Consider the following 22,177-nt stretch of genomic DNA (forward strand, 5'->3'; position numbering starts at 1 on the left):
CGAGCAGCGGGCGCCACCTCGCCTTGAGAACCGCAGCGATCAGAGGATCAGGATCGCGCGGAAATCGTTGACATTGGTCAGCGTCGGGCCGGTAATCACCTGATCGCCCAGCGCCTCGAAGAAGCCGTGACCGTCATTGTCGGCAAGCGCCGCGCGGGCATCGATGCCGAGCGTGCGGGCGCGTTTCAGCGTATCGGGGCCGATCACCGCGCCTGCCACCTCCTCGCGCCCGTCAACGCCATCGGTGTCGCCGGCGAGCGCATGGACGCCCTCAAGGCCGTTGAGATCGATCGCGAGCGACAGCAGGAACTCGACATTGCGCCCGCCCCTGCCCTCTCCCTTGACGGTTACGCTGGTCTCGCCGCCCGAGAGGATGATGGCAGGGCGCTTTACCGGAACGCCGTGATGCACGATCGAATGCGCAATGCCGGAATGGACGATCCCGACATCCTTCGCCTCACCCTCGATCGTATCGCCGAGCACCAGCACGTCGAGGCCGGCGTCTCGCGCCTTCTGCGCGGCGGCCGCAAGCGACATGAAAGGCGTCGCGATGATGTGATTTTCGGCGTGTTGAAGCCGCGTGTCTTCGGGGGAAATGCAGCGGGCGTCTTCCGTCTCAAGATGACGGGCGACATGGTCCGGCACGTCGATCGCATAGCGCTTCAGGATCGCGCGGGCATCCTCTGCGGTCGTCGCCTCGCCGACCGTCGGGCCGGAGGCGATGATGGCCGGATCATCACCGGGCACGTCGGAAATCAGCAGCGTATGGCAGCGCGCCGGATGGATGGCTGCCGCGAGCCGCCCGCCCTTGATGGCGGAGAGATGCTTGCGCACGCAATTCATCTCGTCGATCGCCGCGCCGGATCTGAGCAGCGCCTTGTTCAGCGCGATCTTGTCCGCAAGCGTGATCCCCTCCGGCGGGAGCGACAGAAGCGCCGAACCGCCGCCCGAAATCAGCACGATCACCAGATCATCTTCGGTGAGCCCCGAAACCGTTTCCAGAATGCGCTTGGCTGCCCGTTCGCCTGCCGCATCCGGCACCGGGTGCGAGGCAGAGAGAATCTCGATCTTCCGGCACGGCGCCTCATGGCCATAGCGGGTGACGACCACGCCTTCCAGCGGCCCTTCCCAGCACGCTTCCAGCGCTTCAGCCATGCGCGCCGAGCCCTTGCCGGCGCCGACGACGACCGTGCGTCCCTTTGGCGGTTCCGGCAGGTATTTCGCAACCTGCTCCATCGGGTCTGCAGCAGCAACGGCAATCTCGAAAAGCGAGCGCAGGAAAGCGTCAGGGTCTTGTCTGAAGGTCATCGATTTTCCTCATCCGGCAGTTTCCCTATCTTTCACATTAGGCGGGACGGCTCAAGTTTATTGGAACTTTGTGGGCGGACGTTGCGTTGTGCACAAGCGAGACGTGTGTCCTGCCGTTTCTTTTCGTCTTCATTTCACCGCCACCGAAGCATGACAGGATCGAATACGCGCAGCCACGCCACGCATGATTTCAGCAAGGAAGGATTTTCAGAATGGCAGATCAAAACGGGTCCGATAAGTATCCCAATATCGCACTTGTTTCCACCCACGGCTATGTGGCCGCAGACCCGCCGCTCGGTGCCGCAGACACCGGCGGACAGGTCGTCTACATTCTGGAACTTTCCAAGAAACTCGCCCAGCTCGGCTTTTCGGTCGACATCTACACCCGCCGCTTCGAAGACCAGCCGGAAATCGATGAGGTCGACGAGCGGGTCCGGGTCGTGCGCATTCCCTGCGGCGGCAAGGAGTTCATTCCGAAGGAATATCTCTACAAGCACCTTCTGGAATGGAGCGAGAATGCGCTGCGCTACATGCGCGACAACAATCTCTCCTATACCTTCATCAATTCTCATTACTGGGATGCCGGCTATGCAGCCCTGAGGCTTGCGGAGGCCCTTCACATTCCGCATCTCCACACACCCCACTCGATCGGCCTCTGGAAAAAGCGGACGATGGAAACCGACTATCCGGACCAGAAGGAACAGTTCGAAAAGGACTTCAACTTCTCGGAGCGGATCAAGCACGAAAACAAGATCTACCGCGCCTGCGACAGCGTGATCGCGACGACGCCGATCCAGGTGGACATGCTGGTCGAGGACTACGGTATCCGCGAGGATCGGGTCTACATGATCCCGCCGGGTTATGACGACAACCGGTTCTATCCGGTATCGGGCGCCACCCGCGACATGCTGCGCGAACATTTTGGCTTCAAGGGCAAGACCGTGCTGGCGCTCGGACGGCTTGCGACCAACAAGGGCTACGATCTGCTGATCCAGGCGTTTTCGGTGATGGCAGAGCGCGTGCCAGATGCCGAGCTGCAGCTTGCCGTCGGCGGCACCGACATGGACCCGCTTGAGACCAAGATCCTCAACGAGTTGAAGGCGCTGGTCAAGGAACTCGGCATCGAGGACAAGGTGCATTTTTCCGGCTATGTTTCTGACGACGACCTGCCCGACATCTACCGCGCCGCAGACATGTTCGTGCTTTCAAGCCGGTACGAGCCTTTCGGCATGACCGCGATCGAGGCGATGGCATCGGGAACGCCGACGGTGGTGACCACCAATGGCGGGCTTTACCGCGCCATCTCGTTTGGCCGCCATGCGCTGTTTGCCGACAGCTTCGACAAATATGACCTCGGCATCAACATGATGAAGCCATTCAAGCATCAGCGGCTCTACAACCGCCTGGCCCGCATGGGCGCGCACAAGGCCCGGAGCCTGTTCACCTGGACCGGCATCGCCCAGCAGCTGATCTCGCTCGTCGAGGGCCGGCCGATGCGACAGTCGCTGCAGGACAGCGACTGGGCAGAACCCTGGCATGACGGCGACTGATCGATGGCTGTCAGACTTTTTTCATCCGACCTCGACGGCACGCTTGTCGGCGACAACGGCTCGACGGAGCGTTTCCGCCGGGCCTTCGAAGCCATCCCGGAAAGCGAACGGCCGCTGCTCGTCTATAACAGCGGCCGGCTTGTCGACGATATCGCGGAGTTGATCGGGATCGCCGGTCTGCCGGAACCCGATTTTCTGATCGGCGGCGTCGGCACCATGGCGCGCGACCACAGAGCAGGAGCGACGATTGCCGGGTTCGAGGACTTTATCGGCACCGGTTTCGATGCAGCAAAGGTCGAGCGGATCATGCACGGCATCGCCGATGTCACCCGCCAGCCGGACCGATACCAGCACGGCTACAAATCGAGCTGGTATCTTCACGACGCCCGACAAAGCCAGCTGGAGGCGATCGAAGAGGCGCTGAACGGCGAAGGTCTCGAGGTCAAGCTCGTCTATTCGTCGGCCCGAGATCTCGACATATTGCCCAGCAATGCCGACAAGGGGCTCTGCCTGACCTGGCTCTGCGGCACGCTTGGCATCGACCATGACGACGTGGTGGTGGCAGGCGATACCGGCAATGACAGCGCGATGTTCGAGGTGCCGGGCGTTTCCGGCATCATTCCGGCGAACGGCCATGAAGACCTGCGTTCACGCGCCAGAGGCAATGACCGGATCTACCAGGCGCGCGGAGAGATCGCCGACGGCGTCATCGAGGGCTTGCGTCATTTCGGCGTGGCGCTCTGATTTTTCCCGAAAGAAAACGTGATGGCCCGCGCGGCCATCACCACCGCGTCGGCTCTCCCGGGGCCGCCGCCTCGATGGCTAGTGCATGAAGGCCACCGGCAAATTCGGGACCCAATGCCTCATTGACGGCACGATGGCGTGCAATGCGGGACATGCCTTCGAACTTGTCGGATACGATCCGAATCCTTAAATGGGTGATCTCGGGAGCGTCAGGATCATCGTAATGACCCGCATGTTGCGCGCTTTCGTCCTTCAGAATCAGCCGTTCGGGATTGAAGAGGGTGTTGAGCCGTTGTTCGATTACGGCGGCCATAGTCATCGTTATGCTCCTTTTTCGCATGGCTTGCGTCGTGCGGGAGGGTGAAATCCGGTTTTCGCCGAGCCGACGCATTGGTCGATGCGTTAACAGGTCAGAAAGCCAGTAAGAAATCCCGTTGTCAATTCTTGTGATGACGGGCTCGTAAGGTCATAATCACGCGCCATGAATCTAGACTCCAAATATTTCGACCGTCTGCGCACCAAGCGCAAGGGACCCGCCTCCGCCAAACCGGAGCAGGAAACCACTGTGCCCGAATGCCAGTGGGACGGCTGCCACAAGCCCGGAAAGCACAAGGCCCCTGTCGGCCGCAATGCCGAAGGGCAGTTTTTCCTGTTCTGCTTCGAGCATGTGAAGACCTACAACAAGGGCTATAATTATTTCGAGGGCCTCTCCGACAGCGACATTGCGCGCTACCAGAAGGAGGCGCTCACCGGCCACCGCCCGACCTGGACGGTCGGCGTCAACGGCGACACCCGCAAAACCCCCATCAACGGCTCGAAAAAGGCCGGAAACGCCGCATCGGCAGCGCGCATGCGCGATCCGTTCGGCTTCGTCAATGACGGCAAGGATGGCCGGCCGCAGCGCCCGAAGCGCGAGCGCAAGCTGAAGACGCTGGAAGCGAAAGCCTTCGACACGCTGGGACTGACCGCCTCGGCCACATCCGACGACATCAAGAAACAGTACAAGGCCATGGTCAAGAAGCATCACCCCGATGCCAATGGCGGCGATCGCGGCTCGGAGGAAACTTTTCGCGCCGTGGTGCAGGCATACCAATTGTTAAAGCAGTCCGGCTTCTGCTAGGACGCTATTACCAAAAGCAAATATGAGAGCGTAGAGCGGTTTTTCGCAGGGGCCGCGCTGGAGAAATGATGAGCAAGATCGATCTGGACTACTCGAACCGGCCGGACACCACCGTCGACGTTCGTGAAACTTTCGGCCTCGATGTCGACCTGAAGGTGCCGGCCTTTTCGGCGGACGACCCTTACGTTCCCGATCTCGACCCCGATTACCTGTTCGATCACGACACCACGCTCGCTATCCTCGCAGGCTTCGCCCATAACCGCCGCGTGATGGTCTCCGGCTATCACGGCACCGGCAAGTCCACCCATATCGAACAGGTTGCCGCCCGGCTGAAATGGCCGTGCGTGCGCGTCAACCTCGACAGCCATGTCAGCCGTATCGATCTCGTCGGCAAGGACGCGATCGTGGTCAAGGACGGGCTGCAGGTCACCGAGTTCAAGGACGGCATCCTGCCCTGGGCCTACCAGAACAATGTTGCGCTGGTTTTCGACGAATACGACGCCGGCCGGCCGGACGTGATGTTCGTGATCCAGCGCGTGCTGGAAAGCTCGGGCCGCCTGACTCTGCTCGACCAGAGCCGCGTGATCAGCCCCCACCCGGCCTTCCGCCTGTTTGCGACCGCCAACACCGTTGGCCTCGGCGATACCACCGGCCTCTATCACGGCACGCAGCAGATCAACCAGGCGCAGATGGACCGCTGGTCGCTGGTGACCACGCTCAACTACCTGCCGCATGAGCAGGAAGTGAACATCATCCTCGCCAAGGTGAAGAGCTTTGCCGCCACCGAAAAGGGACGCGAGACGATCTCCAACATGGTGCGCGTTGCAGACCTTACCCGCTCGGCTTTCGTCAACGGCGACCTGTCGACCGTGATGAGCCCGCGCACGGTGATCAACTGGGCCGAAAATGCCGAGATCTTCGGCGATGTCGGCTTTGCCTTCCGTGTGACCTTCCTCAACAAGTGCGATGAGCTCGAGCGCACGCTGGTGGCCGAACAGTATCAGCGCGCCTTTGGCGACGAACTCAAGGAAAGCGCTGCAAACGTCGTGATCAGCGCCTGAGGAATGTTTCATGGCCGGTCCCGGCGACAATCGAAAATCGAACCCTTATGCGCCCGTAGATCTTGAACCGCTGCACCGGGCCGTGTCAGGCACCGTGCGTGCTGTCTCGGGCGAGCGGGAGGCGGAGGTCGTGTTTTCGCGCGACCGGCCGGGCATGAGCGGCAACCAGATCCGGCTGCCGGAATTCTCCAAGCGCCCGACGCCGGAAGAGCTTGCGGTGGTGCGGGGGCTCGGGGATTCGATGGCGCTGCGCATGGCCTGCCACAACCCCGTGACGCATGCCCAGATGTCGCCCGGCGGCACGGATGCCCAGGCGATCTTTGATGCCGTCGAACAGGCCCGGATCGATTCGATCGGCGCACGGCGCATGCCCGGCATGGCGAAGAACCTTGCCGCCATGCATGCCGAAAAATACGAAAAGGCCAATTTCGCCGCCATCGACCGCAAGGAAGACGCACCGGTTTCCGAAGCGGTTGCCATGCTGGTGCGCGAGAAGCTGACCGGTCAAAAGCCGCCGGCCTCGGCAGGCCGCGTCCTCGATTACTGGCGCGACTTCATCGAGCAGAAGGCCGCCGTCGATCTGGATCGCCTCGGCAGCTCGATCGACGATCAGGATGCCTTTGCCCGCGTCATTCGCTCGATGCTGTCCTCGATGGAGATGGCCGACGATTATGCCGGCGACGACCTCGACAATGACGAGGAGGATGAAAACCTCTCCGACGAGGACCAGCCCCGCTCCGAACGCGAGAACGACGAAGAGGTCCAGGAAGAGGCGGGCGAGGATTCGGCCTCCGCCGAAAACAGCGACAGCGCCGACGAGGAAATGGATCAGGGCGAGATGGACGGCGCGGAAGTGGCCGACACCGATCTCGACGACGAGGCCGACCCGGATTCCGAAGTGGCCGGCGAGACCAAGCGCCCTAACACCGCCTTCGACGATTTCAACGACAAGGTCGACTACCGCGTATTCTCGACCGAGTTCGACGAGGAAATCACCGCCGACGAGCTTTGCGATCAGGAAGAGCTGAACCGGCTGCGCGCCCATCTCGACAAGCAGCTTGCCCATCTGCAGGGCGCGGTCGGCAGGCTTGCCAACCGCATGCAGCGCCGGCTGATGGCGAAACAGAATCGCTCCTGGGATTTCGATCTCGAGGAAGGCTATCTCGACACCGCGCGGCTGGTGCGCATGGTCATCGACCCGATGCAGCCGCTCTCCTTCAAGATGGAGCGCGACACTCAGTTCCGCGATACCGTCGTGTCGCTGCTGATCGACAATTCCGGATCCATGCGCGGCAGGCCAATCACCGTTGCCGCCACCTGCGGCGACATTCTTGCCCGCACGCTGGAACGCTGCGGCGTGAAGGTCGAGATCCTCGGCTTTACCACCAAGGCCTGGAAGGGCGGACAGTCGCGCGAAAAATGGCTGGAAGCCGGTAAACCATCAACGCCTGGCCGCCTCAACGATCTGCGCCACATCGTCTACAAGTCCGCGGACACGCCCTGGCGGCGCTCGCGCGCTAATCTGGGCCTGATGATGCGCGAAGGGCTGCTCAAGGAAAACATCGATGGCGAGGCGCTGATCTGGGCCCATGACCGGCTGATGGCCCGGCCCGAGCAGCGCCGGATCCTGATGATGATTTCCGATGGCGCGCCGGTGGATGATTCCACGCTCTCCGTCAATCCGGGCAATTTCCTCGAAAAGCATCTGCGCGCCGTGATCGAGCATATCGAAACCCGCTCGCCGGTGGAATTGCTCGCGATCGGCATCGGCCATGACGTGACGCGCTACTATCGCCGCGCGGTCACGATCGTCGATGCCGATGAACTGGCTGGCGCCATGACCGACCAGTTGGCGGCATTGTTCGAAGACCAGGCAGGCACAAGCGCAAAAGGCCGCCGCCGCAAATGATCCGCGCGCTCACCCTCGCGGTTCTCCTGCTGGCGTCATCGGCTCTGGCGAGGGATGCAGAGACCAGCCGGATCACCGAGTTCAGTTCCGAACCCGGCCAGGCGCTGGGCGACGTCACCTTTGTCGGCGGGCTGAAGATTTCCGGGCTGCATTCGCTGTCATCCATCCGGTTTCTTCCGGACGGCCGCCGCTTCGTTGCGGTCGCCGACGACGGCCAATGGGTCGACGGGGAAATCACGCGCGACGACAGGGGACGGCTTTCCGGCATCATCAACGTCACCGTGACCCCGATGAAGAACGCAGCCGGCGTCCATGCCCAGAAATCGCTGATGGATGCGGAAAGCATGGCGATTGTCGGAGACCGGATCTTCGTCGGTTTCGAAGGCAAGCACAGGATTGATGACTATCCGCTCAAGGGCCACGCCACGACCGATGCCCGCCCCGGCCCGGACTTCCTGATCCCCGCCTCCGAATTGCGCGCCAATGGCGGGCTCGAGGCACTTGCCGACAATGGCAAGGGCCGCTTGGTGGCGGTTGCGGAAAAGAGCGTCGACAAGAACGGAAACCTGTTTGCGGCGATCATTTCAGGGCCCGGCAAGGGCGTCTTCAAGGTTCGCAAGAGCGATGAGTTCGACGTCACCGATGCCGCATTCCTGCCAGATGGCGACCTGCTCCTGCTGGAGCGCCGGTTCTCCCTCATGACCGGCATCGGCATGCGTATCCGCCGCATCGAGGCGGACGCAATCCGCGCTGGCGCCGTGGTCGACGGCCCCGTGATCATGCAGGCGCGCGGCAGCGTCAACCGCATCGACAACATGGAAGGCCTCGACATCATCACCATGCCGGACGGCAGCCTGCACCTGATCATCGTGTCCGATGACAACGACAACACGCTCCTGCAGGAAACGCTGATGCTGGAATTTGCGCTGCACGGGACGTGAGCGTCACTCCACCGCATAAATCCTTGCAATGTCATCCAGCATCAGATCGGCGGCGAGAACTCCGCCGGCCGTGTTCCAGATGGCATCGGAGACGCCATGGACCTTGCCGGCCTTGACCGCTGAGAGCGACTGCCACAGCGGATCGGAGAGTACATCTTGCTCCAGCGCCTCGCCCTCGCCATTGCCTTCATCCCAGGTGAAATAGAAAATCCGGTCGCCATCCATATCCGGAATGCTCTCCTTTCCTGTGCGGATCGCGAAGTCCTCGACATTCTGGTTAGCCGGACGGTTGAAGCCGACGTCCTTCAGCAGCACGCCCGAGAAGCTGTCGAGCTGATAGATGCGGATCTGCCCCGGGACGAAACGGACGACGGAAACCGCCTCATCGGTCGCATTGCCGAGTTTCTCACGAAGCCCGGCGACCTTCGCATCATAGTCCGCTATCACGGCATCGCCCTTTTCCGAAAGGCCGAGCGCTTCGGCATAAAGGGCAAGATTCACCTTCCAGTCGCCCCTCAACTCTCCTGACATCACCGTCGGCGCGATCGCGGAAAGTTGGGGGTAAAGATCCTCCTGACGCTGGCGGTTGCCGATGATGAGATCCGGTTCCAGGGCTGCCACAAGCTCCAGATTGACCGCGCTTTCAACCCCGACCGGCTCCGCATCGCCCATCTGGCTTTCGATGTGGTCCCACCATGGATCCCCCTGCCAGGAATTGACCGCACCCACAGGCGTGACGCCGAGCGCAAGCAGCGCCTCCGTACCCTCATTGGTGAGAACGACAACGCGCTGGGGTTCATCCGGCACTTCCACCGTGCCCATGGCATCTGTGATCTCCCGTGCGAAACCAGGAGCGGCCATCGTGATTGAAAGGGCAGCAGCGGCAGCCAGGCGAAGGAAGGAATGCATCGGAGCTCCAAAGCTGATTATCATACTCATCTTTTCGATTTAAAGTTGACCATTTCAATCAGCAATGTCAATCGTCGCGCAGAAAGGAAATGCCGTGCGCAAAACCCTGCTGCTTCCGCTGACGCTGCTCGCACTGACATTGCTGATGGCCGTGATCGCAAGCCTGCATCTGGGCGTGCGCATCTATGGCCCCATGACGGTATGGTCCGCGTTGTCGGGCGGCGATGAAACCGCAGACATCATTGTCCGCACGCTGCGGCTCCCGCGCACGCTGATTGCCGTGGCAACGGGCGCGGCGCTTGCCATTTCCGGCCTGCTGATGCAGGCGACGACCCGCAATCCGCTGGCCGAACCCGGCCTGCTCGGGGTCAATGCGGGGGCGGCTTTTGCGGTGGCCTTCGGCCTGGTGCTTTTCGGCGTGGTCTCCACGGCCGCAATCGGCCTCCTTGCGGTCTCGGGCGCGCTTGCGGCAACGGCGCTGGTGTTCGGCCTTTCCGCAGCGCTCGGCCCGCAGGCAGGACCGACCGGCATCCTGCTGATCGGCGTCACGGTCGCCGCCATGCTCGCCTCCCTGACCCAGCTTGCCCTCCTTCTTGATGAAACAGCGCTCGAGACCCTGCTGTTCTGGCTTTCCGGCGGTTTTGCCGACCGGCCGCTTTCGCTGCTTGCGATCGGCGGCACAGCGCTCGTTCTCTCGCTTGCCGGTGTGGCGCTGATCGGACCGTCGCTCGATGCCCTGCGTCTTGATGATCAAAGTGCCGCCGGCATCGGCGTCCATGTTGCCCGCACCCGGATTGCGGGCCTGTCGCTGGCAGCGCTGCTTTCCGCCGGCGCTGTCGCCATGTCCGGCCCGGTCGCCTTTCTCGGCCTGATCGCGCCGCATATCGCGCGTCGCCTCTCGCCGGACCGGCCCGGTTTTTTCGCCATGGCCGTGCTTGCCATGCTGACCGGCGCAATCATCGCGGTGCTGGCCGATATTCTGGCGCGCCTGATCGTCGCCCCCGGCGAAGCGCCGATCGGGGCCGTGCTTGCCTTTGTCGGCGTGCCGTTCCTGGTAATGCTGCTGCGCGCCGGCCGGTTGCGGGAGGCAAGCCTGTGACAGCCCCCCTCCTTCGCCTGAGCCTGATTGCAGCCCTTGCCGCCCTCTGCCTCGTCATCGCGACCGGGCTGGGCTCCAGCTTCATCGGGCCGGAACGGGTGGTCGCGGCCTTCCTCGGCCATGGCAGCCGGATGGACGGCGTCATCGTCTGGACGCTGAGACTGCCGCGGGTGGCCCTGGCGATGACCGCCGGCATGGCGCTCGGCCTTGGCGGCGCCATCCTGCAGCGGGCGCTCAGAAACCCGATGGCAGCGCCCTCCATCCTCGGCATCACCGATGGCGCGGCCTTTGGCGTCGTCACCTTTCTGTGGCTGTTCTCGGACGAGGCCAATGTGCTGACGGTCTCGATCCGCTGGCAACCGCTCGCGGCCGTCATCGGCGCACTGGTCTTTGCGAGCCTTGTCGGGCTGCTGACGCTCTCCGACCCGCGCCGCCGCGATCCCGTCCGCGTGATCCTCTATGGCATCGCGCTCTCGGCGCTTGCCAAGGCCTCGGTCACGCTGATGATGATCATTGGCCCGGTCTACCGCGCGAGCCAGGCGCTGCAGTGGATCACGGGCTCGGTCAACGCCGCGCACTGGATGGATGTGGCGATCGTGACCGCAGGCCTTGTTGCCGCCATCCCAGCGCTCGTCATCATGCGCCTGCCGATGCGCCAGATCGTGCTCGATGCCGATACCGCCGCGACAACCGGTTTTCAGGTCGACCGGAACCGGGTCGCTCTGATGATCCTGTCATTGCTGCTGACGGCGCTCGCGATCTCGCAGGTCGGGGCCATCGGCTTTGTCGGGCTGATCGCGCCCCATGCCGCACGGCTGTTTCACGGACAGTTCACTGCCGGCTATCTGGTGGCGACCGCCATGATCGGCGGCATTCTCGTGCTTGCCGCCGACACGCTGGCGCGCACCCTAGCAAGCCCGCTTGAACTTCCGGCAGGCGCGGTGACCGCGCTCATCGGCGCACCGCTTTTCCTCATCCTCATCCTCAGGAGCCAGCGCACCCATGTCTAGACCGCTCGCCACCATGGCCGCGCTTTCGGCCGATTACGAAGGTTACAAGGCACTCGATGCCATCGACCTCACCCTGCCGGAAGAAAAGATCATCGCATTCTGCGGCCCAAACGGCAGCGGCAAGTCGACGGCCCTGAAAGTGCTGCGTGCGCTGCATGCGGCAACGAGCGGAGAAGCCGAAATTGCCGGCAAGGCGGTCTCGGACTGGACGCCCCGCGCGCTTGCCCGCGAGATCGCGATGCTCAGCCAGTCACCCGATGCACCAGCGGATATGAGCGTGTTCGACCTTGCCATGCTCGGCCGCTATGCGCGCCGCAGCCGGTTCTCGGCGCCCTCGACTGAAGACAGGCGCGCCGTTGAAAGCGCGCTCCGGACAACCGGCATGACCGGCTTCTCGGAGCGCAGCCTCGGAAAGCTTTCAGGCGGTCAGTTGCAGCGCGCCTGGATCGCGATGACGCTTGCCCAGGATGCGCCGCGCATTTTTCTGGACGAGCCCACCAACCATCTCGATATCGCCCATGCGCTTGAAATTCTCGACCTTCTGGTGACGCTCAACCGCCGCGAAAAGCGCAGCTTCGTGGTCGTGCTGCACGATCTCAACCATGCGCTGCGCTATGCCGATCATGTCGTGCTGTTTCACGCCGGCAAGATAGCGGCGGAAGGGCCAACGCGCGACGTGCTGACCGAGGAGCGGATCAGCACGGTTTTCGATATCGACTGCCGGATCGTGCCGCTGCCGGACACCAGCCTGCCGGTGATCGTGCCGCTGTCGCGCAGCGCCGCCTGACCTAGTCGGACGCCGTTTCGAGCGCCGGAAGTTCCACGCCGTAAACCTCTGCAAGATCGCCGAGCATTTCCTGGGCGGCAAAATAGCCGCCGGCCGTTGCCCAGACGCCGTCATCGACTTCGTAGACCCTGCCATCCTGAACCGCTTTCAACCGGGACCAGAGCGGATCATGGATGAACTCCTCCGCCATGGCGTCGCCCTTGCCATCACCACTGTCATAGGTAAGCCAGAAGATACGGTCGCCCTCCATCTCCGGGATGCTTTCACGCCCGACGGCAAGCGAAAGGCCTTCTCCATCCTGCCCTGGCGGACGGGTGAAGCCCGCATCCGAGAGCACATGACCGAGAAAGCTGCCATTGAGATAGAGATAGGTCTGGCCCGGCACGAACCGCACCACTGACAGGCTCTCGCCTGCATTGTCGCCAAGACCGGCCTTCAGCGCATCGAGCCTCATCTCGTAATTTTGAAGCGCCGCCTCGCCTTCCGTCTCGCGGTTCAGGACATCGGCGACAAAGGCGAAATTGTCCTTCCAGGCGCCAAGTCCCTCGATGAAGACGGTGGGAGCGATTGCAGACAACTGTCCGTAGATCGCCTCGTCCCGCTTGCGGCTGCCGATGATCAGGTCGGGCTCAAGCGCTGCCACCAGTTCGACATTGACCGCAAGCTCGGTTCCGAGCACCTCCGTACCGTCCAGCTGCTCTCCCAGATGCGGATACCAGGGTTCGCCATACCAGGATTGCGGAGCGCCAACCGGCGTCACGCCAAGCGCAAGCGCCGCCTCGGTGGTCTCGTTGGTCAACGTGATGACCCGGAGCGGATGGTCCGGCACCTCGGTCGTGCCCATGGCATGATCGATGGTCTGGCCTGCAAAAGCTGCGGCTGGCGAGAGAAGCGCTATGGAAAGTGCTGCGGCGTTGAAGATGCGCGAAAACATGAATGGCCCCGATTGTCTGATCGAGGCCATACTTGAGTAAAATAATCAGCTTTGTCAATCAGTCGCGGACATCGTACTCGAACCACGCGAAATCCGCATGGTGGCCGCGTCCGCCGGTATCATAGGCCGCCATGCCGACGAAAGCGCCGGTAAAATTGTTGCCCTCGCCCACACCTGCCTCATCGGACAGGATCGTGGCGTCGAGCACCGGCCCGATATCGCTCCAGTCGCCGCCGGTCGTGCGCCAGGAGAACTGCAGCGCAGACTTGTCGACGGTGACGCGAAGCTCCAGCAACCCATCGGGAACGGTCACGGGATCGCAGCCGAACACGGTCTTGCCGAACGGAAAATCGCCGAGTGCCGACATGATCCTGAGCGCCCGGGAGCCATCATCTTCCCCGCAAATCGCAAGGAAATGGTGCTGCGCCATGTTGTACCAGCACATCAGCCCGGCGAAGGTCTGGAAGTCGATCGGGTCGAAATCGATTTCCGTCGTCGCCGTATAGTGATGGCTGGTCTGGCGGCGGGCGAGCATCGCGTTTTCAAAGACATTGCCAGGCGACATCCGGCCGAAGATCCGAAGATAGCCGGGATGGTCGTCGAGCGAGAACAGGCGCTCGGGTGCGGGGCTCCTGAGCCACTGGAAGTCGAAGGGCAGCGGGCCGGGGTTGAAGAGCGTGCGCGCGGGCGGCTGATCGAAAGGGTGAGGTTCAAGCCCTTCCGGTGCAGGCGTGATCAGGCTTGTCGGTGCATGCCCGCCTTCGGCGAGATAGAGCCAGCCATCGTCACGCCATTCCATCTTCTGGATGCCGGTTTCGCGGCCCATCTGCGATCGGCGGCGCTCATTTTCCTCGCCTGGCAGGCCGCGGCGGAATGCGGCCTTGCCCTCGTCCCAGTCCACCGCGATGGGCCGCGTGCAGAGATGGACCATATAGGTCTCGCCCGCCTCGGTCTCGACGATATCGGCGTGACCGCAGCGCTGCAGCGGCGCGTCGGGTGCATCGAAAGTGGTCAGCACATGGGTTTCGGGGTGCATCTCGTAGGGACCGAGAAGATCGCGCGAACGGGCAAGCGTGACAGCGTGCTCATAACCCGTGCCGCCCTCGGCCGTCATCAGATAGTACCAGCCATTGCGGTAGTAGAGATGCGGCGCCTCGGTGAGCTTGCGCTCCGATCCGCGGAAGATGTTATGGATCGGGCCGACGAGCTTTTCGGCCTCGACATCATATTCCTGCAGCACGATCCCGGAGAACTGGTCTCCATGGCCCTGCTGGCGGTGATCCCAGAGCATGTTCAAAAGATATTTGCGGCCGTCGGGTGCGTGAAACAGCGAGGCGTCGAAGCCGCTGGCATTGAGATAGATGCGGTCAGACCAGGGACCTTCGACCGACGAGGCCGTGGTGAGATAGTTCGGCGCATCCTTGAAGCTGCCCGAAATCCGCTTCACGTCGGTATAGATCAGCCAGAACAGGCCGTCGGCATGGGTCAGGCACGGCGCCCAGATGCCGCCGCTGTCGCAATTACCGCGCATGTCGAGAAGGTCTGCGCGGTCGAGCGGGCGGGCGGCAAGGCGCCAGTTGGCAAGATCGCGGGAGTGGTGGATCTGCACGCCCGGATACCACTCGAAAGTGGACGTCGCGATATAATAGTCGCCGCCGACGCGGCAGATCGAAGGATCGGGATTGAAACCCGGCAAGATGGGGTTCCTGATACCGTTGTCCGTCATGTATTCCTCCCGAAATGAACGCCACCGATGCGCGGAAAAGCTGCGTAATGGTTCTGCTACAGCCTGCTTAAATCGTTTCGCGAAGAATTGGAATCGCGCTTTGCCGAAAGAAAGGCCCCTCAGGCGCTGCAGCGATCACGGGTTGACGGCAGGGCCGGTTCGCGACAAACCTCGCAGCCTGAAATGCAAGATGGAGACGATGATGCACGCATGGGAAAAACAGGGCATGGAAAATGTCTTTCCAGGCTTTTCCGATTTCGCGTCACTGGATGAGATCGGCCCGATCGTGCTGTCCCATGGCGAGGGCATTTACGTCGTCGACGTCGATGGCAAACGCTATCTCGACGCCAATTCAGGCCTCTGGAACAATGTCGCGGGCTTCAATCATCAGGGCATCATCGACGCCCTCTGCGCCCAGGCGCAGCGTTTTCCGGGCTACCATTCCTTCTTCGGGCGGGTGGCCGATGTCACCGTCGAGCTGTCGCAGCGGCTGATCGCCCTCTCCCCTTTTGAAGACGGCAAGGTCTATTACACGAATTCCGGTTCCGAAGCGAACGACACCATGGTGAAGATGCTGTGGATGATCAACCGCGCCAAGGGCGAACCCGGCCGCCGCAAGATCATCACCCGGCAGAACGCCTATCACGGGGTCACGGTCGCAACATCCTCGATGACGGCAAAACCCTATAATGCCGAATTCGGGCTGCCGCTGCCGGGCTTTCTTCATGCCGACTGCCCGCATTTCTGGCGCAACGGTCTTCCGGGCGAGAGTGAGGACGCGTTCACGGCACGGATGGCGCGCAATCTCGAAGACCTGATCGAACGCGAAGGTCCGGAGACGATTGCCGGCATGTTTGCAGAACCGGTGCAGGGTGCCGGTGGCGTGATACCGCCCTCGAAGGGCTATTTCCAGGCGATCAGGCCGATCCTCAGAAAATACGGCATTCCGCTGATCGCCGACGAAGTGATCTGCGGCTTCGGCCGGCTTGGCGCCATGTGGGGCAGCGACGTCTACGGCATCGAGCCGGATGCGATCATCGCCTCGAAATGCATCACCGCCGGCTATTATCCGATGGGGGCAGTCATTCTCGGCAAGGGGCTTTCGGATGCGCTGATGGAAGCCTCCGACCGTTTTGGAGAGTTCCCTCACGGATTTACCGCATCCGGCAGCCCGCTGGGCAGCGCCGTTGCCCTGAAAGCGCTCGATGTCATCGAGAACGAGGGGTTGATCGACAACGTGCGCGCGCTGACGCCGCATTTTCAGGAGCGGCTGCAGCGCTTCAACGATCGCCCGCACGCTGGCGAGACACGGGGCATCGGCTTCATGGGCGCCATCGAAATCGTCGCCGACAAGGTCACCAAGACCCCGTTCGACAGCAAGATCGGCATATCGGAGCGGATCGCCAACAAGGCGATTCAAAACGGCCTGATCTGCCGACCGCTCGGCGCATCCGTGGTGCTGGCGCCGCCCTTCATCATGACAAGGGCAGAGATGGACGAGATGTTCGACCTGCTGGAAAAGACCTTTGACGCGGTTTTTGCAGAAATCCGGGCTTGAGGGCCCCGTCATCCCCGCACCCCGTGAGGTCATGCAAGGATCAAGCCCAATGAATGAGGAACTTGGAAGAGGATAGCTGTCCTCATGCTCCGGCGGTCCGTCAGAGACCGCCGCCCATCATCGCGGAACCTTTGTTTCGCAGCCTTCAGTCAGGCAGCAGTCTGTTCGGTCTTGGGATTTTCTTCGATGCTGAGAAGCTTGAAGATATCGGTGCGGCGGCGCACGAGATCGGCAATCGTATATTTGGAGAGTACGGCGAAGAACGCGTTGAGCGCTTCCCGCAGCGCCGCATTGAAGCCGCAGCTGTCAACGAGCGGGCAATCGGTTTCCGAATCGATATCGAAGCATTCCGCCATGGCGAAGTTTTCTTCGGTGACCCTGACGACGTCGAACAGCGTGATTTCCGCAGCCGGGCGGCCGAGGCGGACCCCGCCATTGCGCCCACGCACCGTATCCATGATGCCGGCCTTGTGGAGCGGCTGGATGATCTTGAACAGAAACAGTTCGGAGACGCCGTAAGCCTTGGCAATTTCGGGTACACGGCTGAGGCGCCCGTCATTGGCGGCGCAATACATCAGCATCCGAACCGCGTAATTTGTCTGCTTTGTCAGGCGCATGCCGTGCTCCTCTTTAGAATGTTTCCACGTTATAGCGCCTTTGTCTCTTTTGAACAATTCCAAAAGAAGAAATTTTCACTCAAGTCTTGGAGCACGTGGTTGACAGGCGGACACCATTACCTGATTACAATACTCAAGATAAAAAACCACAGGAGCAAGGAAATGACAAGGCTTTCCATCCTCACCCGTATCGTGGCGCTTTCCGGCGCACTTGCCGGCTCGGTGGCATTTTCCGCTGCTGCACAGGCGGCCGAGGAGGTCAACATCTACTCCTACCGCCAGCCCGAGCTGATCGCACCGCTTCTGGAGCGCTTCGAGGAAGAGACTGGCATCGAGACCAATGTGCTCTTCCTGGATAAGGGACTTGTCGAGAGAATCCAGGCCGAGGGCGTCAACAGCCCGGCCGACGTGATCCTGACGGTCGATATCGGTCGCCTGATGGAAGCCAAGGAAGGCGGCGTCACGCAGCCGGTCGAAAGCGACGTCATTTCTGCCGACATCCCGGCCCAGTTCCGCGATGGCGAGGGCGAATGGTTTGCGCTTACCAAGCGCGGCCGCGTTGTCTACGCCTCCAAGGACAGGGTCGGCGTCGTTCCGATCACCTATGAAGAACTGGCCGATCCGAAATGGAAGGGCGCGATCTGCGTGCGCGACGGCCAGCACCCCTATAACATCGCCCTGATCGCCTCGATGATCGCCCATCATGGCGCGGAATACACCGAGGAATGGCTGAAAGGCGTGAAGGCCAATCTCGCCCGCAAGCCGAACGGCAACGATCGCAGCCAGGCCAAGGCAATCATGTCTGGTGAATGCGACATTGCGCTTGGCAATACCTATTATGTCGGCCTGATGATGACCAACGACAAGGAGCCCGAACAGAAGGAATGGGCGGCCTCCATGAACGTGCTGTTTCCCAATGCCGACGACCGTGGCACCCACGTCAACATTTCCGGCATGGCGATGGCAAAGAACGCGCCCCATTCCGAGAATGCGCTGAAGCTGATGGAATTCCTCGCCTCGCCCGAAGCCCAGGAAATCTATGCCGAGCAGGTGTTCGAATATCCGGTGATGCCGGGTGCAAAGGCTTCGGAAATCGTGCAATCCTTCGGCGAGATCCACCCCGATGAACTGCCGCTTTCCGAGGTTGCAGCGCATCGCAAGGAAGCTTCGGAACTGGTCGACAAGGTCGGCTTCAACGACGGCCCCTGATCGCTCTTTGGGCAGCCATCAAACGGAAAAAGGCGGCATCTGTGCCGCCTTTTTCATGCCATCAAGGTGCATTGCCAAATCATCCTGAAGACGCCGCGCGCCGATCTCCGGCATCAAACGCTGGGCTGTCGATCAGTCGAGAATACCGTTGGCGGTTCCCAGAATCGAGATCGACGGCGTCAGCTGCGAAATCAGACGGTTCCAGTTGGTGACCGGCTGAGAGGCGACGAAGACGATATCATCGGGACGCAATTGCAGTTCGGTTGCCAGAAGCAGGTTGGCGGTGTTCTGCGCATCAAGCGACCACGCCGTAATCTCCAGCGGCGCGCCCGGCTGCAGGCGGCTCTTGCGCAGCAGGTAAATACGGCGCGGATTTCCGGTAACGGGCGAAATGCCCCCCTGCTCGAACATCGCATCGGCAAGCGATGCATAGCGATCGAACGGCAGCGGCCAGCGGCCCTGATTTTTCACTTCGCCGAAGACATAGACATAGTCGCGCTCGACCGCGTCCATGCTCAGACGGGTCTGGAAAATGTCACGCTGTTCATCGAGAACGTCGCGCTGGAACTTGGCCAGATCGAGTTCCTGGCGCAAATAGTTTTCGGCACGCGCCTCGGAGTACTCGCTCTCCACGAAAACCCGGTCGCCGTTCTGCAGCAATACCCGCGGAATATCGTTCTTGGCAAACAGCTTGTTCGCGCTGATCTGATAGACTTGGCCGTCGCGATAGAGACGGACGGTCGCATAAGACGGATCTTCAACAGCAATGCCGCCTGCGACCGTGATCGCTTCGTCAAGATAGAGCGGCGTCAGCGTGATCGGCTCGAGCTGCGGGGTGCCGACGGCACCACCGACGGCAACGCGCTGCGAGTTGAAATCCGTGATTTCGAGATTGAAGGTCGGATCGATCTGGCTCGTCACCAGCCGCTGGAACAGCGCCGACTGCGCCTCCTGCAGCGTCATGCCCGCAATCATCACGCGCCCGACGGTCGGGATGGCAACGGCGCCATCATCCTGCACCGTATAGCCCTGCCTGGAATTCTGGGCCGCAAGCAGGCCGTTGATCTCGTTCAGGGAAGAATCGGCATTGGGCGTTGCCAGCAGAACGACATCCCCGACACCGATCCGATAGGGCTTCGGCGTCTGAAGCGGCGGCAGGCGTGTCGCGACGGGACCCGGGCGCGTCTGCGGCTTGTAGGCTGCGATGCGCGGCACCGCGGAATTCTGCAATGTGGCGGTCTGATCGAAAACGGGCGGCAGGCTCAACGGCTGGTAAGGCGTCATCGCGTTGGCCAGCAGCACATTGTCGGCGGTGACCGGCACCACCTTGACGGCCGAAGTCGTGCCCACAACCGGACGCACGTCCGAAACATTGTAGATGGCGCTGCACCCAGACAGCAGCACGGTCAGGCAGATGGTTGATAAGGCACGCACTTAGAAATTCTCCGAATTGCCCTTATTGCTCCGGCATTCGAGCCTTCTGAACACATGCACCAGGAAACGCAAAACTATGCTTTCGAGATACCCGCGAACTGTTGAAAATGGATTAAAAACAAACCCATCTCAATAATCATGTAAAAAATTGCCAGGCCTCGACATTTCCAGAAAGACGATGCCGGCAATTTCAAACTTTTCTCAGAGGCCCTTTTAATACGCAAATCTCAAGGTGAGTCCATAGCGCGCCTCGTCTTGCGCCAGCATCGTGCCGACTCCATGAAGACCTGTTGCATTTGTAACATAGGCATCGGCGCTGAACGCCGTATTGTGAAGCTGGTAGCGCGCGCCGGCCGCCCAGACCGGGTCGCCGTCATCGAGCAGAGCCGTGACCTCGCCAATGAGCGCGAAATCGGCGGTCGGGCGCACGGTGATACCGCCGCCGATCGCCTTCAGGCGTTCGCTTCCAAATGCCGCGACCTTTGGCTCGAAGGCAAATGACAGGCTGTCAGAGACTGCAAGGCTTGCCGGCAGCGATGCATAGAGCACGCCTTCCGTCGGTTTCTTGAAATCCCGGCCCGCCAGAACCTGGCCGGAGAGCGAGAACAGGTCGCCATATTTCTGATCCATCAGCCGCAGCTTGCCACCCACCATGTAGGACCACTCGTCCCCCCAGGGGCTGACCGCATCGCCCGCCGTCCCGCCACCCGGATATTCCGAGAAGATCACGTCGAGCTGGAGATCCTGATCGAGGCCATAGCCGAAATGGACATCGCTGAAATTGCGATTGCCGATGCCGGCCTCCGCAAGAATCCGACGGGGCGTCAGCGTGCTGGCGCTTGTGAGCGTCACGCCGTCGAATTCGCGGGCGAGCTCCAGCGCCGTCACCGGGCTCAGCATGTCGACGCGATAGCTGTCGAAATAGACATCACGGGTGGCAACGCCAACGGTCGGCGTGTAGCTCAAACGAATTCCATAGGCGATGTCATCATCGCCGGGAAAGGCGAGAATGCTGGTCGCAGGGGTCTGACCCAGGCCATTTGTCGCGAACAGATCGATCGCCGCCTTGGGCGTTACGGCAAGCTTCACGCCCGCCATCCAGACCGGCGTCACTTCGAAGGCGCCGGTGCTGGAAATATTGTTGCCATCGGTTCCGAAGGGCAGCATGACGGTCGCATAGGATTGCAGCCCGGTAATCGGCTGCCAGGTGAGGCCCGCGCCGACATAGGGAATATTGCCGTAATAGGGAACGCCATTGATCGCATCGGGCAGGAACGAAATGCCGGGCGTGACATGAAGACGCAGGCTATCCGTCACCGTGAGGCTCATCGGCAATTGCAGGCTTCCGGTCATCGCCCAGTCGCCGTCGCCTTCATTGCCGTAAATATTGCCGGACAGAAAGACGGATTCCAGTGAGCCGAAAGCTGCGATCGAAAGTCCCTCGCTGGAGAGCAGACCGACCTTCGCGCCGCCGCCCATGCCGAGAAAGGTAAGATTGTCTCTACACAACGCCGTGCCGCACAGCAGCGGATCGTCGAACACGAAACCGTAGCCCGAAACCTGGAGCCAGTCGGTCATGGCCCAGTCGCCGCGCAATGTGTAAACCTGCGTACCCGTTCCGCTGCCGGCGGTAGTCTGGTCGTATCCGGTCTGAAGATCGATGGCGCCGCGCGGCAGGAGATAGCCGGTTTCAAAGCTCGAATAGTTGGACGCCATCATCTCGATCGGCGTCTGATCGAGGAACAGGGCACCGGGGCCTTCCAGAAGCTGGGCGTTTGAAGAGCGGACTCCGCCTGACAGGATCGCCGCCGCCAAAAGGCCGGCTCCTGCTATACGAACGGTCAGGCTGGTCTTACTATGTGTCAACCGCTACATCCCGGCCGAAAAGTCTCTTTGAAATCGCCGCGACCTTAGAGCATGGCCATTATATGTACAAGTGCCGCACGTGCTTATCCAAGACGGCAAAGTACAGGCTTGCCCTGTCACCAGAATGACAAAGTGAACTTCACGATTATCAAGTTGTTCGAAAGTAAATGATTAAGGTTAATTTTGGATTTAAGCGCATGACAGCACGCCTTGACGACACTGACATGAATGAAGGGGAAAATGGTACGGTTGGTGGGAATCGAACCTACGACCTCAGGTGCCACAAACCTGCGCTCTAACCAACTGAGCTACAACCGCACAAAGGCGATGCGCTATGCATCGCGGCCCGTTTAAAATGCCTGCTCTCAATTTGCAAGCCCCAACATGACATCACG

At 61.3% G+C, this 22,177-nt stretch carries 19 protein-coding genes and 1 tRNA gene; 11 read left to right on the forward strand and 9 right to left on the reverse strand.

Translation table 11 applies throughout. From position 1 onward, the window contains the following. Window positions 1–39 precede the first annotated feature (39 nt). Window positions 40–1,308 (reverse strand): glycerate kinase type-2 family protein, encoded by a 1,269-nt coding sequence (locus HPQ62_RS10610; protein WP_174802521.1) that lies wholly within the window; start codon window positions 1,306–1,308, stop codon window positions 40–42. Between the two features lie 212 nt (window positions 1,309–1,520). Here HPQ62_RS10610 and HPQ62_RS10615 point away from each other — a divergent pair, with 212 nt between their 5' ends. Together HPQ62_RS10615 and HPQ62_RS10620 are read left to right on the forward strand one after the other, a co-directional pair. After that, entirely contained in the window at window positions 1,521–2,858 is a 1,338-nt protein-coding gene (locus HPQ62_RS10615) for a glycosyltransferase family 4 protein (RefSeq protein WP_174802522.1), read from the forward strand. Window positions 2,859–2,861: 3 nt separating this feature from the next. Then, window positions 2,862–3,602, forward strand: a complete 741-nt coding sequence (locus HPQ62_RS10620; RefSeq protein WP_174802523.1) for an HAD-IIB family hydrolase — start codon at window positions 2,862–2,864, stop codon at window positions 3,600–3,602. A 37-nt stretch (window positions 3,603–3,639) separates the two neighbouring features. Here the strand turns inward: HPQ62_RS10620 and HPQ62_RS10625 are convergent, their stop codons facing one another. Continuing rightward, a complete protein-coding gene (locus tag HPQ62_RS10625) occupies window positions 3,640–3,921 on the reverse strand; it encodes a BolA family protein (protein WP_174802524.1) in 282 nt (93 codons plus the stop codon). A gap of 162 nt (window positions 3,922–4,083) precedes the next feature. Between HPQ62_RS10625 and HPQ62_RS10630 the strand changes: the two genes are divergently transcribed. The 4 genes from HPQ62_RS10630 (at window position 4,084) to HPQ62_RS10645 (ending at window position 8,633) form a co-directional block, all read left to right on the forward strand. Further along, entirely contained in the window at window positions 4,084–4,722 is a 639-nt protein-coding gene (locus HPQ62_RS10630) for a J domain-containing protein (protein WP_174802525.1), read from the forward strand. Window positions 4,723–4,790: 68 nt separating this feature from the next. Then, window positions 4,791–5,783: a cobaltochelatase subunit CobS gene (cobS, locus tag HPQ62_RS10635; RefSeq protein WP_174802526.1), complete on the forward strand. Its 993-nt coding sequence runs from the start codon at window positions 4,791–4,793 to the stop codon at window positions 5,781–5,783. A gap of 10 nt (window positions 5,784–5,793) precedes the next feature. Next, complete coding sequence (gene cobT / locus HPQ62_RS10640; RefSeq protein ID WP_174802527.1) at window positions 5,794–7,692, forward strand: cobaltochelatase subunit CobT; 1,899 nt, start codon at window positions 5,794–5,796, stop codon at window positions 7,690–7,692. Further along, a complete protein-coding gene (locus HPQ62_RS10645; RefSeq protein ID WP_174802528.1) occupies window positions 7,689–8,633 on the forward strand; it encodes an esterase-like activity of phytase family protein in 945 nt (314 codons plus the stop codon). Before cobT ends, HPQ62_RS10645 begins: the two co-directional genes overlap by 4 nt. 3 nt (window positions 8,634–8,636) lie before the next feature. Here the strand turns inward: HPQ62_RS10645 and HPQ62_RS10650 are convergent, their stop codons facing one another. Next, window positions 8,637–9,542, reverse strand: coding sequence for an ABC transporter substrate-binding protein (locus tag HPQ62_RS10650; protein WP_174802529.1), 906 nt, complete (start codon window positions 9,540–9,542; stop codon window positions 8,637–8,639). 94 nt (window positions 9,543–9,636) lie between these two features. On the opposite strand from HPQ62_RS10650, the gene HPQ62_RS10655 reads away from it, so the two are divergent. From HPQ62_RS10655 to HPQ62_RS10665, 3 genes are read left to right on the forward strand one after another with little or no spacing between them, the layout of a single operon-like run. After that, window positions 9,637–10,641, forward strand: coding sequence for a FecCD family ABC transporter permease (locus HPQ62_RS10655; protein WP_342343700.1), 1,005 nt, complete (start codon window positions 9,637–9,639; stop codon window positions 10,639–10,641). After that, window positions 10,638–11,651, forward strand: coding sequence for an iron chelate uptake ABC transporter family permease subunit (locus tag HPQ62_RS10660; protein ID WP_174802531.1), 1,014 nt, complete (start codon window positions 10,638–10,640; stop codon window positions 11,649–11,651). Before HPQ62_RS10655 ends, HPQ62_RS10660 begins: the two co-directional genes overlap by 4 nt. Beyond that, on the forward strand, window positions 11,644–12,438 hold the full coding sequence (locus tag HPQ62_RS10665; protein WP_174802532.1) for an ABC transporter ATP-binding protein: 795 nt from the start codon (window positions 11,644–11,646) through the stop codon (window positions 12,436–12,438). Before HPQ62_RS10660 ends, HPQ62_RS10665 begins: the two co-directional genes overlap by 8 nt. Window position 12,439: 1 nt before the next feature. Here the strand turns inward: HPQ62_RS10665 and HPQ62_RS10670 are convergent, their stop codons facing one another. Both HPQ62_RS10670 and HPQ62_RS10675 read right to left on the reverse strand, forming a co-directional pair. Continuing rightward, window positions 12,440–13,372: an ABC transporter substrate-binding protein gene (locus HPQ62_RS10670; protein ID WP_174802533.1), complete on the reverse strand. Its 933-nt coding sequence runs from the start codon at window positions 13,370–13,372 to the stop codon at window positions 12,440–12,442. 58 nt (window positions 13,373–13,430) lie between these two features. After that, window positions 13,431–15,098 carry a glycoside hydrolase family 43 protein gene (locus tag HPQ62_RS10675; RefSeq protein ID WP_174802534.1) on the reverse strand — a complete coding sequence of 556 codons (1,668 nt, stop codon included), beginning with the start codon at window positions 15,096–15,098 and terminating at the stop codon, window positions 13,431–13,433. Window positions 15,099–15,300: 202 nt separating this feature from the next. Here HPQ62_RS10675 and HPQ62_RS10680 point away from each other — a divergent pair, with 202 nt between their 5' ends. After that, complete coding sequence (locus HPQ62_RS10680; RefSeq protein ID WP_206678062.1) at window positions 15,301–16,656, forward strand: aminotransferase; 1,356 nt, start codon at window positions 15,301–15,303, stop codon at window positions 16,654–16,656. A gap of 149 nt (window positions 16,657–16,805) precedes the next feature. On the opposite strand, the gene rirA is transcribed toward HPQ62_RS10680, so the two are convergent. After that, complete coding sequence (gene rirA, locus HPQ62_RS10685) at window positions 16,806–17,273, reverse strand: iron-responsive transcriptional regulator RirA (protein ID WP_174802535.1); 468 nt, start codon at window positions 17,271–17,273, stop codon at window positions 16,806–16,808. A gap of 162 nt (window positions 17,274–17,435) precedes the next feature. Between rirA and HPQ62_RS10690 the strand changes: the two genes are divergently transcribed. Next, a complete protein-coding gene (locus tag HPQ62_RS10690; protein WP_174802536.1) occupies window positions 17,436–18,482 on the forward strand; it encodes a Fe(3+) ABC transporter substrate-binding protein in 1,047 nt (348 codons plus the stop codon). Window positions 18,483–18,614: 132 nt separating this feature from the next. Here the strand turns inward: HPQ62_RS10690 and HPQ62_RS10695 are convergent, their stop codons facing one another. From HPQ62_RS10695 to HPQ62_RS10705, 3 genes are all read right to left on the reverse strand, one after another. After that, window positions 18,615–19,916 (reverse strand): polysaccharide biosynthesis/export family protein, encoded by a 1,302-nt coding sequence (locus HPQ62_RS10695; protein WP_342343701.1) that lies wholly within the window; start codon window positions 19,914–19,916, stop codon window positions 18,615–18,617. Window positions 19,917–20,129: 213 nt separating this feature from the next. Further along, a complete protein-coding gene (locus tag HPQ62_RS10700; protein WP_174802537.1) occupies window positions 20,130–21,782 on the reverse strand; it encodes a hypothetical protein in 1,653 nt (550 codons plus the stop codon). Between the two features lie 241 nt (window positions 21,783–22,023). Beyond that, window positions 22,024–22,100: transfer RNA gene (locus tag HPQ62_RS10705), tRNA-His, on the reverse strand. Window positions 22,101–22,177: the final 77 nt, after the last annotated feature.

The sequence above is a fragment of the Martelella limonii genome, assembly GCF_013344475.1.
Lineage (GTDB): Bacteria > Pseudomonadota > Alphaproteobacteria > Rhizobiales > Rhizobiaceae > Martelella > Martelella limonii.